13 protein-coding genes are annotated in these 15306 nt (G+C 28.7%); 5 read left to right on the forward strand and 8 right to left on the reverse strand.

Annotated features, from left to right (window positions below; genetic code table 11):
- Window positions 1-82: 82 nt before the first annotated feature.
- Genes LPB302_RS04155 through LPB302_RS04165 form a run of 3 tightly spaced genes read left to right on the forward strand, consistent with a single transcriptional unit; the run spans window position 83 to window position 3137 of the window.
- Complete coding sequence (locus tag LPB302_RS04155) at window positions 83-2188, forward strand: glycoside hydrolase family 20 protein (RefSeq protein ID WP_176966503.1); 2106 nt, start codon at window positions 83-85, stop codon at window positions 2186-2188.
- A 20-nt stretch (window positions 2189-2208) separates the two neighbouring features.
- Window positions 2209-2733, forward strand: a complete 525-nt coding sequence (locus tag LPB302_RS04160; protein WP_053975065.1) for a DUF1573 domain-containing protein — start codon at window positions 2209-2211, stop codon at window positions 2731-2733.
- Window positions 2734-2762: 29 nt separating this feature from the next.
- Window positions 2763-3137 carry a LysM peptidoglycan-binding domain-containing protein gene (locus tag LPB302_RS04165; RefSeq protein WP_082329791.1) on the forward strand — a complete coding sequence of 125 codons (375 nt, stop codon included), beginning with the start codon at window positions 2763-2765 and terminating at the stop codon, window positions 3135-3137.
- A 47-nt stretch (window positions 3138-3184) separates the two neighbouring features.
- On the opposite strand, the gene LPB302_RS04170 is transcribed toward LPB302_RS04165, so the two are convergent.
- Window positions 3185-4672, reverse strand: coding sequence for a hypothetical protein (locus tag LPB302_RS04170; RefSeq protein ID WP_053975067.1), 1488 nt, complete (start codon window positions 4670-4672; stop codon window positions 3185-3187).
- 137 nt (window positions 4673-4809) lie between these two features.
- Between LPB302_RS04170 and LPB302_RS04175 the strand changes: the two genes are divergently transcribed.
- Window positions 4810-5412 (forward strand): hypothetical protein, encoded by a 603-nt coding sequence (locus LPB302_RS04175; protein WP_053975068.1) that lies wholly within the window; start codon window positions 4810-4812, stop codon window positions 5410-5412.
- On the opposite strand, the gene rlmF is transcribed toward LPB302_RS04175, so the two are convergent.
- The gene (gene rlmF, locus LPB302_RS04180; protein WP_053975069.1) at window positions 5409-6263 is read right to left on the reverse strand and encodes a 23S rRNA (adenine(1618)-N(6))-methyltransferase RlmF; all 855 of its coding nucleotides are present in this window, start codon (window positions 6261-6263) and stop codon (window positions 5409-5411) included. The two genes, LPB302_RS04175 and rlmF, sit on opposite strands and share 4 nt — an antisense overlap.
- The gene (bshC, locus tag LPB302_RS04185) at window positions 6263-7855 is read right to left on the reverse strand and encodes a bacillithiol biosynthesis cysteine-adding enzyme BshC (RefSeq protein WP_053975070.1); all 1593 of its coding nucleotides are present in this window, start codon (window positions 7853-7855) and stop codon (window positions 6263-6265) included. The genes rlmF and bshC overlap by 1 nt, the downstream gene beginning before the upstream one ends.
- Before the next feature lie 202 nt (window positions 7856-8057).
- Here bshC and LPB302_RS04190 point away from each other — a divergent pair, with 202 nt between their 5' ends.
- Window positions 8058-10529, forward strand: coding sequence for a M14 family metallopeptidase (locus LPB302_RS04190; protein ID WP_053975071.1), 2472 nt, complete (start codon window positions 8058-8060; stop codon window positions 10527-10529).
- Window positions 10530-10572: 43 nt separating this feature from the next.
- Here the strand turns inward: LPB302_RS04190 and rimO are convergent, their stop codons facing one another.
- From rimO to rpmG, 5 genes are all read right to left on the reverse strand, one after another.
- On the reverse strand, window positions 10573-11928 hold the full coding sequence (gene rimO, locus LPB302_RS04195) for a 30S ribosomal protein S12 methylthiotransferase RimO (protein WP_053975072.1): 1356 nt from the start codon (window positions 11926-11928) through the stop codon (window positions 10573-10575).
- A 57-nt stretch (window positions 11929-11985) separates the two neighbouring features.
- Window positions 11986-13632 carry an amidase family protein gene (locus LPB302_RS04200; RefSeq protein ID WP_053975073.1) on the reverse strand — a complete coding sequence of 549 codons (1647 nt, stop codon included), beginning with the start codon at window positions 13630-13632 and terminating at the stop codon, window positions 11986-11988.
- An 89-nt stretch (window positions 13633-13721) separates the two neighbouring features.
- Window positions 13722-14693, reverse strand: a complete 972-nt coding sequence (gene ftsY / locus LPB302_RS04205) for a signal recognition particle-docking protein FtsY (protein ID WP_053975074.1) — start codon at window positions 14691-14693, stop codon at window positions 13722-13724.
- Window positions 14694-14890: 197 nt separating this feature from the next.
- The gene (locus LPB302_RS04210) at window positions 14891-15043 is read right to left on the reverse strand and encodes a DUF4295 domain-containing protein (RefSeq protein ID WP_074613563.1); all 153 of its coding nucleotides are present in this window, start codon (window positions 15041-15043) and stop codon (window positions 14891-14893) included.
- A 53-nt stretch (window positions 15044-15096) separates the two neighbouring features.
- On the reverse strand, window positions 15097-15279 hold the full coding sequence (rpmG, locus tag LPB302_RS04215) for a 50S ribosomal protein L33 (protein ID WP_015480565.1): 183 nt from the start codon (window positions 15277-15279) through the stop codon (window positions 15097-15099).
- Between the last annotated feature and the right edge of the window lie 27 nt (window positions 15280-15306).

Here is a 15306-nt window from a genome sequence, read left to right on the forward strand (position 1 = left end):
AAAATACCAAATGTTTAAAAAATACATTTTCTTAACCTTATGTTTTTTAAGCTTTATATCATGTGCACAAAACAAAGTTACTTTGTATTCTAAACAACATAATATAGCTCCTAAAATTAGCATACCATTAGCTGCAGATATTTTAGTAACGAATGCTGCCAATGATTTTAACACTAAATTTAAAACCATTACAGGCCAATCGTTACAAATTGAAAGAAGCAATAGTTTAAATAAAAACAGTAACTATATTTTATTACGTGTAAACCCAACTCAAAGGGATGCTTTTTGTGTTTACAAAAGAGATAGAAACATCACTATACAAGGCAAAAGTGCTCAAGATTTACAATATGCAATAAGCGATTTCTTTAAAAGGTATACCAATTTAACTTATGATCTTTTAGAAAATACATCAGTTGATTTTGATGTTGATGAAGAAATAGAAATTCCTGAAGTTTTCAATCATTGCTCATCTCCTACATTTGCATATCGTGAACCTTATTATGCTCCTAACTTTAATCCAGATTTTAGAGCTTGGAATAAAACCAATTATTTAGAGTTAGAATGGGGAATTTGGGGTCATAATTTACCTAAGATTTTAAAAGATTATAAACTACCAGAAACTGCTTACGCTAAAGTTGGTAAAAAACGTGTAGAAAGCCAGTTTTGTTTTACTAGTGATAGTTTATTAAAATATACCAAAGAAAGTGTAAAGCGAATTTATGACAGTGATCATGCATTAAATAAATTCATGATTTTACCTAATGATAATAGTTTAGTTTGCACCTGTGAAACATGTACAGCAATAGGTAACACTTCTAAGGATGCAGCTCCTGCAGTTTTCAGTTTTATGAATAAACTAGCAGAAAGCAATAGAAAAGCTACATTTTTTACGACTGCTTACGTTACTGTAAAAAGTGTTCCTAAGTTTAAGCCTGAACCAAATACTGGGCTATTTTACAGTACAATAGCCATTCAAAAAGGAATTCCTATTGAAAAAAGCAAGTATTTTGAGAAGTTTGAAGCAGATATTAAAAAGTGGAGAAACTACTTACAAAACGTATATGTTTGGGATTATACTGTAAATTTTGATAACTATTTTGATATTTACCCTACTTTAAAAGTAACTCAAGAAAACCTAAAACTATATCAAAGATTAGGGGTAAATGGAGTTTTCTTGCATGGAAGTGAATACAATTATAGTACTTTTCAAAAGTTGAAAGCATCTATTTTAGCCAAGCTACTTTGGAATCCTAATTTAGATATTCAGAAAGAAGTAACTGACTACTTTAATGCCAAATATTCAAAAAAACTTGCAGAAGTTTTAGGCAATTATTACAATTTTATTACTGATGCCTTTTACTTAAGCAATAAAGAATTATCTATTTATAGTGGTATACATGAAACTGCAAAAAAGTATTTAGACCCTAAAGTTTATTTTGCTTTTTATGATGAGTTTGACACTCATACACAAGCCAATAAATTCGATAAAGATTACCTTAAAATTGCAACTGCTTTAACCTTTTTAAGGTTAGAAATTATGAGAGATTATGGTTTTGGCAAATATGGCTTTGCTAATTTTAGTACAGATAACGAAATTATTGTAAAAAATGAAGCTGCAATTTTACTAGATAATTTAACTGCATATAGCAAGTCTGCCAAATTAGATACCTATAATGAAGTAGGCTATCAATTAAAAGATTATATAGAGAGTTGGCGCAAAACGATTTATAGAAATCATAAGAAGAAAAACTACTTCTACAAGAAGCCATTTGAAATAATTTCAAAAATGGATGAAGACTATACAAATACAAAAGCGTTAAACGATGGTGCATTTGGGTTAAAAGATTACAATACTAATTGGCATATTGCATCTATAGATGATTTAACCTTAAAAATTGATAAAAAAAGCATACAAAAATCAGAAAAAATAACGTTTACCTTTTTACAAGATATTAAACACAACATCTTTTTTCCTAGTTCAATAGAAATTAAGGATGAAAAGTTGAAGACAATAAAAAGAGTAAGATTACCTCTAGATGACATTAAATTAGATACTAAAGAGGTTACTATAGAGTTGCCAAATTCTTTCGATAGGAAAGATTTACCAGATACTTTTATTGTAAAAATATCTAAAAGCACTATAGAAGGGAAAAATGCATTGGCATGTGATGAAATAATTTTTAATTAAAAAAGATTAAATTTACAATGATGAGAAAATTAATTTTACTTCTATTTATAGCAATAACATCAATTTCTTGCGAATTAAGAAAGCCAGATTTAGATAATGTTCGTAAAACTAAAATGGAGATTATAGATCCAGAACGTCATTATTATCCAATTTTACGTGGTTCAGAAATAACTGCAACTTATAAATTTTTTAATAGAGGTAATGAACCTTTAATTTTGTATGATGTACAAGCTTCTTGTGGTTGTATAGAAATAGATTTCCCTAAAACTTCTATTGGTAAAGATGATTTTGGTTTTATAGTTTTAGACTATGATAGTGCTAAAAACATTGGATATGTAGAGTTTTATGTAACCATTTTAGCAAATACAGAAAAGGATGTTTTTACAACCATTAAATTCGATTTGAACGTAGTTACTTCTCCTCATTATACACAAGATTATGAAGAAATTTACCTAAGAAGAAGAAAAGAAAAATTAGCAGGTGAAGTAGATGGAGATTTAACGCAACAGGGTTATTATACAGACGAAGAAAGAACAATAAGATAGCAATTACAATTAACTAAAATAGAATTATTATGAAAGCAAAATATCAAAGTGTATTAGATTTAGGAGAGCAATTAAACATCAAAAACGGAGATGTTAAAGAAGAAGATGGAAAATTAAAAATCTGGGGAACTGCTCATACACAATATGAAAAAGATCTTATTTGGGATGAAATTAAATCTGTAGGAGGTGATAATCCAAATGATTTAATGGCAGACATTAAGGTTGATGACAACTCTGTTTACGCATATCATACAGTAGAAAAAGGTGAAACTTTAGGAAAAATTGCTAAACATTATTATGGAAAGGCATCTAAATACACTGTAATATTCGAAGCAAATACAGATCAATTAAAAAGTGCTGATTTAATTCATCCAGGTCAAGAATTAAAAATTCCAAATCTTTAAGATTTACAATTAAATAAAAAAACCGAAGTTTTTAACTTCGGTTTTTTTTATATCAATGATTTTTTTAAACCATGCTCTATATTTAGCCAAAGATAGTTCCAGAAAGATTTTGTTTGGTTTCTTTTTACTTCCTTTATTTCTGCATGTGCCAAGCCTTTTTTAGATTTATCTTTTACAAATAAATTTACAACCCAACTTAAAACCTTTTTTCTATGCTTTTCTTGATCTAATATTTTTAGCTGAAGATGTTCATAATCCATATTCATTTTACCATTAGAAACATAATTATTCCCTTCAATATCAAAATACATTCTATGGATAGAACCATCTACTTTAACATTCATAGTTGGTAATAAAAAAGAGCTCATATTTGCAGATGTTAAATCAAATAAACTACCATAAATTCTAAATTCATCATCTTGATCATTAATGTCAAATCTCCATTTGATATTTAAAGGTGAACTTTTCATAAACTTTGCTTTTATTTCTGCAACAGTCTCTTTTTCCTCTTTATAATAAGAGTTATTAACGTTGGTTATTTTAGCTTCTAATTCATCAAAAATAATAATACCTGGATTGTTTCCTGGCTTTGTGAATTCTTCATACGTTAATACAGAATTACTAATATCAATAGTTTTTACATTCAATTTAAAAGGTAGTTCTCGTAAACTTTTACTGTACAATTTTTTGTGCTGCTTAGAATGCTCTAAAACTGTGGCATCTAAGTATAAATCAAAGTTGGTTTGGTCAATTTTAATATTTTCAATGCCCACATACAGAGAATCTTGCTCTTCTAAATTAATATTCGAAATTTCTACTTTCTTAGTGAACAAATCCATCAGCTCTTGCTCTTTAGGAACAAAATGAATGTATTCTTTTCTGTTTTTAGTTGGTAAAATGTATAAACTATCAATCACCAAATTTTGGTTCATTAAATCTATTCTACTTACTTTAAAATCTTGTACTTCAGTAAGAGATGTTTCTAAATTTGTAACCGATGATGATATATTATTAATTGTAAATGGTATTTTATCTGACGAATTTAAATCTAATCTAAACTCATCTATTTCAATATTTAATGAATTAATTTTTAAAGGAAATCCGTTTTTCTTCTTTACACTTAACTGAGCGTTATCAACTTTAATGTTTTCTATATTAATAATAGAAATTTTAGATTTTTTTGTAGAATCTATTTGAACAGAATCCTTTTTTTGTTGAGTTAATTTTCCTGTAACATCTGCATTAACAACCTCTAAATCATCCAAATGTATTTCTTTATTACTAAAATAATTGTAGTAAGAAAAATCATTTATATTTATATTTTCTGCAACAAATTGCATGCTATCTTTAGTATAAATAACATCTTCTAACTCAAGATCTCCTCCAAGAAAATCAATATTCAAATCAGCATAAGAAATACCTTCAGACTTTAAAATAAATGCAACTTTCTTTGTTCCATAAACCTCTAAAACTTTATAAATTACTATTACTATAAGTGCTATTAGTAAAATTTTAAATAATGGTTTCTTAGACATAATATTAATCTTCTTAATCGATTGAAAATATACTGTAAAATTTTCAATAATATAAATCCAACTCACATTTCAAAATAAATGAAAGTTATAAAGGCATAATTTGGCTAAGATTGGTACTTTTACGCAAAATTTAAGTATTGATTACCAATAGTAAAAAATTTATTAAAGAGGTTTTAAAATCACTAACCAAGCTAATTATTGCTGGAGTTTTTATTGGTCTTTTAAAAAAATACGATGAGTTAATTGCCTGTATTCTGATTCTTAAAATTATACATAATATTTACATCGAAATTATTCTACCCAAAAAAGATAAAAACTGGGTGCTAATTATTGGTATGTTATTAACTGGATTTGGAGGAATTGTTGGAGAAACTTGGGGTGTTGCTAATGGATATTGGGAATATCATGAAGTAACAAAATCAATACCTTTGTGGGTCCCTTTTGCTTGGATGTTGGCTTTTCACTTCTTATACAAATTAGAGCGTAATTTAATTCCACTTTTAAAAGAACAAACGCAAAAAAACAAAATTCTACTCGCTATAATTTTAGCACTTGTTTTACCTGCCTTTGGTGAAATAATTACTATTCAATTAGGAGTATGGACCTACTATTGGCCTTATCAAATTTTTGGAGTGCCTTTATATGCATTTCTGTGTTTACTTTTTGTGCATATGTTGGTATATAGCATATTACATTTTATATGTAAGAGATATAAAATAAACGATATTGTCTATCACTAAAATCTCCAACAAGCTATTCTTGTCACTTTATTTCCTTGTTGCATAGGAATAACTTTAAATTCTTTAACACCTAATTTTTTTGAAGACGATTTTAAGCTATCTATGTTTTCTTTTTTAGAAACTAAGCTTGTAAACCATTTACTTTTTTTAGGCTGAAGAGAACTTTCATATAAATAGGTATGCAAAAATGCTTTTTCACCTCCTACATACCAAAGCTCATTATTATTACCAGAAAAATTTCGAATAGCATTATTCCCTAAATTTCTACTTTTTCTTTTATTAGCACCTTTCGCTTCTTCTGCAGATTTATAGAAAGGAGGATTACACATAGTAGCAGAAAAGGAATCATCATCTTCCAAAATATCTTTTAAAATATGTGCTTCATTAAACTGCTGACGCAATTCTATTTGGTCTGTAAAGTTATTGTCATCTATAATATCTTGAGCAGTATCTAATGAATCTAAATCAATATCTGTTGCTACAAACTTCCAATTGTATTCTGCAACTCCTAAAAGCGGATAAATACAAGTTGCACCTGTACCAATATCTAAAATTTTAATCTCTCTTTCATCTGATAACAAATCTTTTAAATGATGAATATAATCTAATCTTCCAGGTATTGGAGGACATAAGTTTTCATTTGGAAAATCCCAAACAGAAATAGTATCATAAGAGAATAATAAGGCTTTGTTCAATTCTTTTACAGCAATTGGATTCGAAAAATCGATAGTAACAGCATCGTATTTATTAGTAATTACAAATTCTTTTAATTTAGGATTTTGTTTCACTAACAAATCTAAATCATACCCTTGATTAAACCTGTTTTTTGGATGAAGGCCTTTGTTTTTCATTAAATTTCTAATATTGTAAATTTTAATTGTAAAGGCTTTAATTCCTCTTTTAATATTGATAAGAATGATGCTCCATACTCTAAGTAATAGTTAGAAAAATTTCGCTGACGTTCTTCTAAAGATTCATTAGGTAAAATTTCATTTTGTAAGAGCGTAATTCTGTCTACCAGGTCTTTTTGTCGTCTTTTTTCTGCTTTTAGCAATCGTTTTTCAAGGTTTTCTAAACCTTTTATTTGCTTTTTTTCTTGTGCATTAACTGCATTTAGAAAAGTAACATCTGTTTTTTGAGCAACCTCTTTTAAATCTTTAAATTGCGATTTCAAATATTTAATTTTATCTGAAAAGTCAGTTTCTATATCAGTATTTGCAACCACTTTCTGAGAAATTAAATCATACTGATTTAAAAATAATTTCTTTTTGGAAATATTTAGTTTATCTAATTTTCTAGCCTGTTTCTCCGAAATTACTTGCACTGAATTTCTTAATAATAAAATTGGAAAAGGAACTTCCACCTTATCAAAATACGCTTTAAGTTCTAGCCAATAAGCTAATTCTCCTCCTCCACCTATATAACATAGATTAGGTAAAATCACTTCTTGATATAAAGGTCTCATAATTACATTAGGAGAAAATACTAAAGGATTATTAGTAACTTCTGCCAATATTTTGTCCTTCGTAAAAGTAATATCTGTGTTGTTTACCTTATAAATATCATTTTCAAAAATGATTCGTTCTCTAAAATCATCGCCCAAATAAAATAAGTTGATTTCTCTTGGGTTAACTTGTATTTTGTAATTTTTCTCTAATTCTTCTACAGATTTTGTAACAGAAGTAAAAGAAGTCTCTTCTTGCAATTCTTGCTTCATAAAGGGTGCAAATACACGTTTTAATTGTGTATCATCACCATCAACAATGATTAAACCGTACGTTTTAAATATTTCATTAGCTATAAAACGTGTAGCATCTGCTAAATTTTGGTGCTCTAAATATCCTTTAGAAAAAAGATTTTTTAAATATTCAGCATTCTTAGAATTACCTAAATGATTAGAAAATACCTGAAATACTTCTTCTAAACCCTCAGTAGAAAATCGACCTACAGCTCCACCATCTTTTCTATTCCAAGCTACTTTTTTTCCATCAAAATTAAAATAGTTAATTTCCTCAAAATCATGATCTTCTGTAGCCATCCAATAAATGGGTACAAAGTTTTTATCTGGGAATTTATCTGCTAATTCTTCACATAAATTTATGGTAGAAAATATTTTATATAAAAAATATAATGGACCTGTAAAAAGATTTAGTTGATGCCCTGTAGTAATGGTAAATGTTTCTTTTTTTCTAAGTAACTTAATATTTTCTTTAGTAGCTTCAGAGATACTAAACTCATCATATTGTTGAGTTAGAGCATTGGCTAAAATTGTTCTATTTTCTAAAGAGAATGATTTTTCCTTTTCTACAATCTGATTCTGAAATCCTTCTAAATTTGGAAAATTATTATAAAAAGTTTTTAAGTTTTTATTTTGCTCCAAATAATGATGCATTATTTCTGAAAAAAAGCCTGTTTCTTGAAAAGGGATGTGTGTTACTTTCATAATTAATAACTCCTTTTTTTGCAACACTCAGAATCTGACATAGAAATCGTATAGTTTGGTTAAATTTTCGATAAAAATACAACTATTTTAAGTGATGTTAAAAAATGTAAAACGCTCTAACATATTTTTAACTCCTTCCTTAAATACTTACTATAATTAGTAAATTATATTGCTTACTTTTGGAAAAATCAAATTTAAATTCATGAAAATTAAAGCTTTTATTCTTTTATTTTTTGTTTCATCAATTGCTGTTTTTTCGCAGACAATAAAATCTCCTGCAGAATTTTTAGGTTATGAAATAGGCTCTAGATTTACAAGACATCATCAAGTAGTAGATTACTTTAAGTATGTAAGCAACTCATTACCAAATGTTAAATTGGAAAAATATGGTGAAACTAATGAACATAGAGAATTGTATGTAACATATATATCTTCTCAAGAAAATATAGACAATATAGAATACATCAGAAAAGAAAACCTTTCGCAAACAGTATCTAGCAACTCAAATACTAATGATAAAGCAATTGTTTGGTTAAGCTATAATGTACATGGAAATGAAGCTTCTAGTACTGAAGCATCAATGCTTACACTTTATGATTTAGTTACAAATAAAAAAGAGTGGTTAAAAAATACCATTGTAATTATAGATCCATGTATAAATCCAGATGGTAGAGATAGATATGTAAATTGGTACAATCAAGTAAAAAGTACTCCTTTTGATATTGCTCAAGATGCAAAAGAACATCATGAACCTTGGCCTGGAGGAAGACCAAACCACTATCTATTTGATTTAAATAGAGATTGGGCTTGGGCAACGCAAGTAGAAAGTCAGCAAAGAATTAAAATATACAATAAATGGATGCCTCATATTCATGTAGATTTTCATGAACAAGGTATTAATAATCCATACTACTTTGCACCTGCAGCAGAACCATTTCATGAAATTATTACAGATTGGCAACGTGATTTTCAAACACAGATTGGAAAAAATCATGCTAAATATTTTGACAAGGAAGGTTGGTTGTATTTTACAAAAGAGAGCTTTGATTTGCTATACCCAAGTTATGGTGATACCTACCCTACATTTATGGGTGCCATTGGTATGACTTATGAACAAGCAGGTCATGGAAGAGCTGGTTTAGGTATTAATACTGATGAAGGAGAAGTATTAACGCTAAAAGACAGAGCTACACATCATAAAACAACAGGATTATCTACAGTTGAAATTGCTTCTAAAAATGCTGAAAAATTAAATTCAGAATTCAAAAAATATTTTAATAATGATAATATTACCTATAAGAGTTTTGTAATTAAAAACGAAAATCAAGATAAGATAGATCGTTTAAAATTATTACTTGATAAACACGAAATAGTCTATGAAAATGCCAATAATGTTTCTGTAAAAGGTTACAATTATGCAAGTCAGAATGAAACTAAATTTAGTGCATCAAATAAAGATTTGGTAATTCATACAGATCAACCAAAAGGAAAAATGGTAAATGTTTTGTTTGAGCCATCAGCCAAATTGGTAGATTCTTTAACCTATGATATTACAGCTTGGTCTTTACCTTATGCTCATGGCTTTAATGCAATAGCTTCTAAAAATAAAGTTGCATCTTCTACAAACAGCACTGTAAATACAGTTTCAAATACAATTGATAAGAATGCATATGCCTATATTTCTAAATGGAATAGTTTAAAAGACGCTACATTTCTTGCAGATATTTTAAAAAATAATATTGTCCCTAGATTTGCTACAAAACCTTTTACTGCAAATGGGATTGATTATAAAAGAGGAACCTTAATCATTTTAAGAAATGACAATAGAAATGAGAATTTCGATGCAAAACTCTTAGATATTGCAAATCAAAATAAAAGACAATTAAGTTCTGTAACAACAGGTTTTTCTGATGCAGGAATAGATTTTGGCTCTTATGCTGTACAACCAATCAATAAGCAAAAAGTAGCTTTACTTTCTGGTGAAAGCACATCTTCTTTAAGCTTTGGTGAAATATGGCACTTTTTCGAAACTGAATTAGAGTATCCTTTAACCATTTTAAATTCAGACTATTTTAGTAGAACAGATTTCTCTAAATATGATGTAATTATTTTACCTAATGGATACTATAGCAGTATTTTAAATACAAATACCATAGAAAAGTTAACCTCATTTGCAAGATCTGGAGGTACAGTAATTGCAATTGGTTCTGCTTTAAATAGTTTTGCTGATAAAAAAGGCTTTAGTTTAAGTAGAAAAAAGCTTGAGGATAAAAAAGAAAATAACTTAATGCCTTATGCAGATCAAGAAAGAAATAATGTAGCCAATCTAATTACTGGGGCTATTTTTAAAAGTACAATAGACACTACACATCCTTTAGGTTTTGGATATAGCAATGAATACTTTTCTTTAAAATTAAGTGGTAGCACTTATAATTATTTAAGTGGAGGAATTAATGTAGGTTATTTTAATAAAGATGCAACTAATGTATCTGGGTTTGCAGGTAAAACAGCTTTACAAAAAGTACCTGAATCACTGTTATTTGGTGTTGATGAAAAAGGTAGAGGAAGTTTTGTTTATATGGTAGACAACCCTTTATTTAGATCCTTTTGGGATAATGGAAAATTATTTTTAGCAAATGCAGTATTTCTGCTAAATTCAGACAAATTGAAATAAAATAAAAAACCACTCAATAATGAGTGGTTTTTTTTTATGCTTTTTATTTTTTAACCTTTTGATGTAAAGGTTGTGGTTTTTCTTGTTTCTTAACTGGAGTTCCATATAAATCGTAATCTCCAGCTTCATAAATTTCAACATCTATAAACTCACCAATTTTAATATAATGTTCTCTAGCATCTACTAAAACATCATTATCCACATCAGGCGAATCAGATTCTGTTCTTCCATAAAAATACTCACCATCTTTCCTATCAAATAAACATTTAAAGGTTTTTCCTACTTTCTGCTGATTCAACTCCCAAGAAATCTGAGACTGAACTTCCATGATTTCATTTACTCGTTTAAACTTAACTTCTGCTGGTACATCATCTTCTAAAACATAAGCTCCTGTATTTTCTTCATGCGAATACTCAAAAGCACCTAATCTTTCAAAACGCATTTCTTCTACCCAATCTTTTAATTCTTGAAACATTTCTTCTGTTTCACCTGGATAACCTACAATAAGCGTTGTTCTTATTGCCATTTCTGGAACAGCTTCTCTAAATTTATGAATTAACGCTGTTGTTTTTTCATGAGTTGTTCCTCTTTTCATAGACTTTAACAACTCTGTATTAATATGTTGCAAAGGAATATCTAAATAGTTACAAACCTTAGGTTCACGTTTCATAACTTCTAAAACATCCATAGGAAAACCTGTAGGAAAGGCATAATGCATTCTAATCCATTCAATTCCATCTACTTTTACAAGCGCTTCTAATAATTCTGCTAACGCACGTTTTTTGTAGATATCTAACCCATAATAAGTTAAATCTTGTGCAATTAACATAATTTCTTTAATCCCTTTCTCAGCTAATTTAGTGGCTTCTGTAACCAAATCTTCTATTGGCGTAGAAACATGTTTACCACGCATTAAAGGAATTGCACAAAAAGAACAAGGCCTATCACAACCCTCAGCAATTTTTAAATATGCATAATGTTTAGGTGTTGTTGTTAAACGTTCACCAATTAATTCATGCTTATAATCTGCTTCTAAAACTTTTAACAAGTTAGGCAAATCATGAGTACCAAAGTATTGATCAACATTAGGTATCTCTGCTTCTAAATCTGGTTTATAACGTTCGCTTAAACAACCAGAAACAAAAACTTTATCTACTTCTCCTGCTTCTTTTCTTTTAGCATAGTGCAAAATAGTATCTATAGATTCTTCTTTTGCTTTACCAATAAATCCACAAGTATTTATAACTACAATGTTTCCATCATCATTTATATCTTCATGAACTACGTTTTTACCATTGGCTTTTAATTGGCCCATTAAAACTTCACTATCGTAAACGTTTTTAGAGCAACCTAAAGTAACTACGTTAATCTTATTTTTTTTGATGGTTTTTGTACGCATTCTGTTTTTATTTAAGCGAGTGCAAAAATAGTACTTTTTAAATGATTGATATTCTTTCTATTGATAGTTTTTAGGCATTTTTCTGGCTTTTGTTAATTGCTCAAAAGCATAGCCCAATTCTAATAAATTTCTTTCATCAAATGGCTTACCAACAAAAGTTAAACTAATTGGTTCTCCAGAAGTTTTATATCCCATAGGAACCGTTAAAGTTGGGTGAAAAGAAACAGCTGCTATACCTGAATGATAGTTATTTATCGACAAAATTGCATCTAAATTTTCTTCTTCTAGAGCTTGTAAATACTTTTCTGCTTCTGATTTTAAATTTGCTTTAATAACTTCTAATTCAGCTAATGTAGTTTCATCTTTTACAATTCCATCAAACAATTGTTGACCATAAGGTGCTCTTAAAATAGAGTCTTTTTTATTGAACTCAATTACATTTTTTACATTTTTAATAAATAAAGATTTATCTGCTTCATTAGCTAGATACTTAGGTAAATCATATTTCATATCGATATTTAATAAAGTGATAAAACCATTAAATGAAATTTGAGGTGGTGTAATTTCTACAATTTCAACGCCAACTTTTCTCATCTTATCTATGTTTAAAGCATAAATAGAATCTCCTAACAAGGGTTTTAAAACACCAAGTCTTTTGCCTTTAAAACTATTTGGTAATCCATTTTGATAATATTCTTCATCTAATTCTTTTGATTTGCTATCATTTTTATCAAAACCTCTCATTGCATTCATGAAAATGGCATTGTCAATTACATTTTTTGTCATTGGCCCAGGTGTATCTAATGTACTAGAAATTGGTACAATACCTGATCTGCTTAAAACACCAATTGTAGGTTTTAAACCAACCACAGAATTCTGACTTGAAGGTGATGTTATAGAACCCGAAGTTTCTGTTCCTACTGCAGCCACTGCAAAATTAGCAGCTACTGTCACTCCACTTCCTGCAGAACTCCCTCCAGTTTCATATTCAGCTCTTCCATAAGGGTTTAAAGTTTGACCTCCAATTGCTGAGTAACCAAGAGGACAACCTGAACAAAAGAAATACGCCCATTCACTTAAATTTACTTTTCCTAAAATTAGAGCATCATTTTCTCTAAGCTTTTCTACAATAAAGGCATCACTTTTAGTGTAATTTCTTTCTAAGGCTAAAGCACCTGCTGTTGTTGGCATTTCTTTTGTGTTGATGTTGTCTTTTAACAAAACAGGCATTCCATACATAGAAAATTCAGAAACATTATCTTTATTTAAGTCCTTTTCTCTAGCCTCTTTCAAAACATTAGGGTTCAAGGCTATAATAGAGTTTAGAGATAAAGTTGAATCACTTTCAAATTTTCTAATTCGATATAAATAGAACAACGTTAACTTTTCATAAGATAACTTACCCTCTTTTACATAATTTTGTAAAGTAGGAATATCTTGCTCTAAAATTAACGGCTTTAATTCGTTATAATTTTCTTCTGAAAACTTGGCTAAGTCAGATTGAAATGGTTTGTAAACATCATTCATGTCTATTACTTTAGACTGAAAAAGTTTAAATTTCATTCTTCCATTTTGATGATTTTGTTGTGCTTTAATAGCAGCAGATTCATCATATTTTTCAAATTGAAACTCAGGTTCTTTTTCTTTAGTGTTACAAGAAAATAATACAATTGTAGCAAATAAAAATAAAAGTGATTTTTTCATTGTAGTAAATTTATACCCAAATATAAGAAACAAAAAACACCTTTTATGAAAAACATAAAAGGTGCTATAATTATTCAGTTAGAATAGGTCTACTTAAAAAAGGAATCTACAAATTCAACTTTATTAAAAACTTGTAAATCATCTATACCTTCACCAACTCCAATATATTTTACAGGAATTTGAAATTGGTCAGAAATACCAATAACAACTCCACCTTTAGCTGTACCATCTAATTTAGTAACTGCTAAACTTGTAACTTCTGTAGCTTTAGTGAATTGTTTAGCTTGTTCAAAAGCATTCTGACCTGTAGAACCATCTAAAACCAATAAAACATCATGTGGTGCATCAGCAACTACTTTTTGCATCACTCTTTTAATTTTTGTTAGTTCGTTCATTAAGTTTACTTTATTATGTAAACGACCAGCTGTATCAATAATAACAACATCAGCATCTTGCTTTACAGCAGAAGTTAACGTATCAAAAGCTACTGAAGCAGGATCTGAACCCATTTCTTGACGAATTATAGGCACATCTGTTCTATCTGCCCAAACTTGCAATTGATCTATAGCTGCTGCTCTAAATGTATCTGCAGCACCTAAAACTACTTTTAAACCTTGCTTTTTAAATTGGCTTGCTAGTTTACCAATAGTAGTAGTTTTACCTACACCATTTACACCAACAACCATTAAAACATAAGGCATTTTTTGATTATCCTTTTTAGGAATCTCAGGAATTGAAAACTCAGTTTCATTGCCAACATTAGTTTCAGACAACAAACCTGCAATTTCTTCACGAAGAATTGCATTTAATTCATCTGTACCCACATATTTATCTTTGGCAACTCTTGCTTCTATTCTATCAATAACTTTTAAGGTGGTATTTACACCAACATCTGATGCTACTAAAACCTCTTCTAAATTATCTAAAACATCATCATCTACTTTAGACTTACCAGCTACTGCTTTAGATAATTTACCAAAAAAACTTTCTTTAGATTTCTCTAAACCTTTGTCTAAAGTTTCTTTTTTCTCTTTTGAAAAAATATTTTTAAAAAAACTCATATCTTATATTGATTTAAATATCAACCTTTTATAAAATTGATATTTAATTTATTGTGGTAGCAATTGACAGTTGAATTAGAATTATAAAACCCACTAATCAAATATCAATTACTGTGTATAAAAATACGTAATTATAAGGCATAAAAAAAACTACTTTCTATTTCTAAAAAGTAGTTTTAATATTATATATAAGTCGATTATTTTTTTGCTAAAAATTTATCAACTTCTGAAGGATCCATAATTGATTCAACAAACATGTAAGCTCCTGTTTTTGGAGACTTTACCATTTTTATTGCTTTACTTAATCTTTTTGATCCTGTTTGTAACGATGCTACTGATTTCTTTGCCATGTTAAAATGTTTTTAATCTATGTGCTCTGTTCTGAGTTCTAGATTGTTTAGAATTACTTAATTTCTTTGTGAACAGTCATTTTCTTTAAGATAGGATTAAATTTCTTAATCTCTAATCTATCTGGAGTGTTCTTTTTGTTCTTTGTTGTAATGTATCTAGAAGTACCTGCTTGACCAGATGCCTTGTGCTCTGTGCACTCTAAAATTACTTGAACTCTGTTTCCTTTTTTTGCCATCTCTGTATAATTTTATTAGCTAGAACC

The sequence above is a fragment of the Polaribacter dokdonensis genome (genome assembly GCF_024362345.1).
Taxonomy (GTDB): domain Bacteria; phylum Bacteroidota; class Bacteroidia; order Flavobacteriales; family Flavobacteriaceae; genus Polaribacter; species Polaribacter dokdonensis.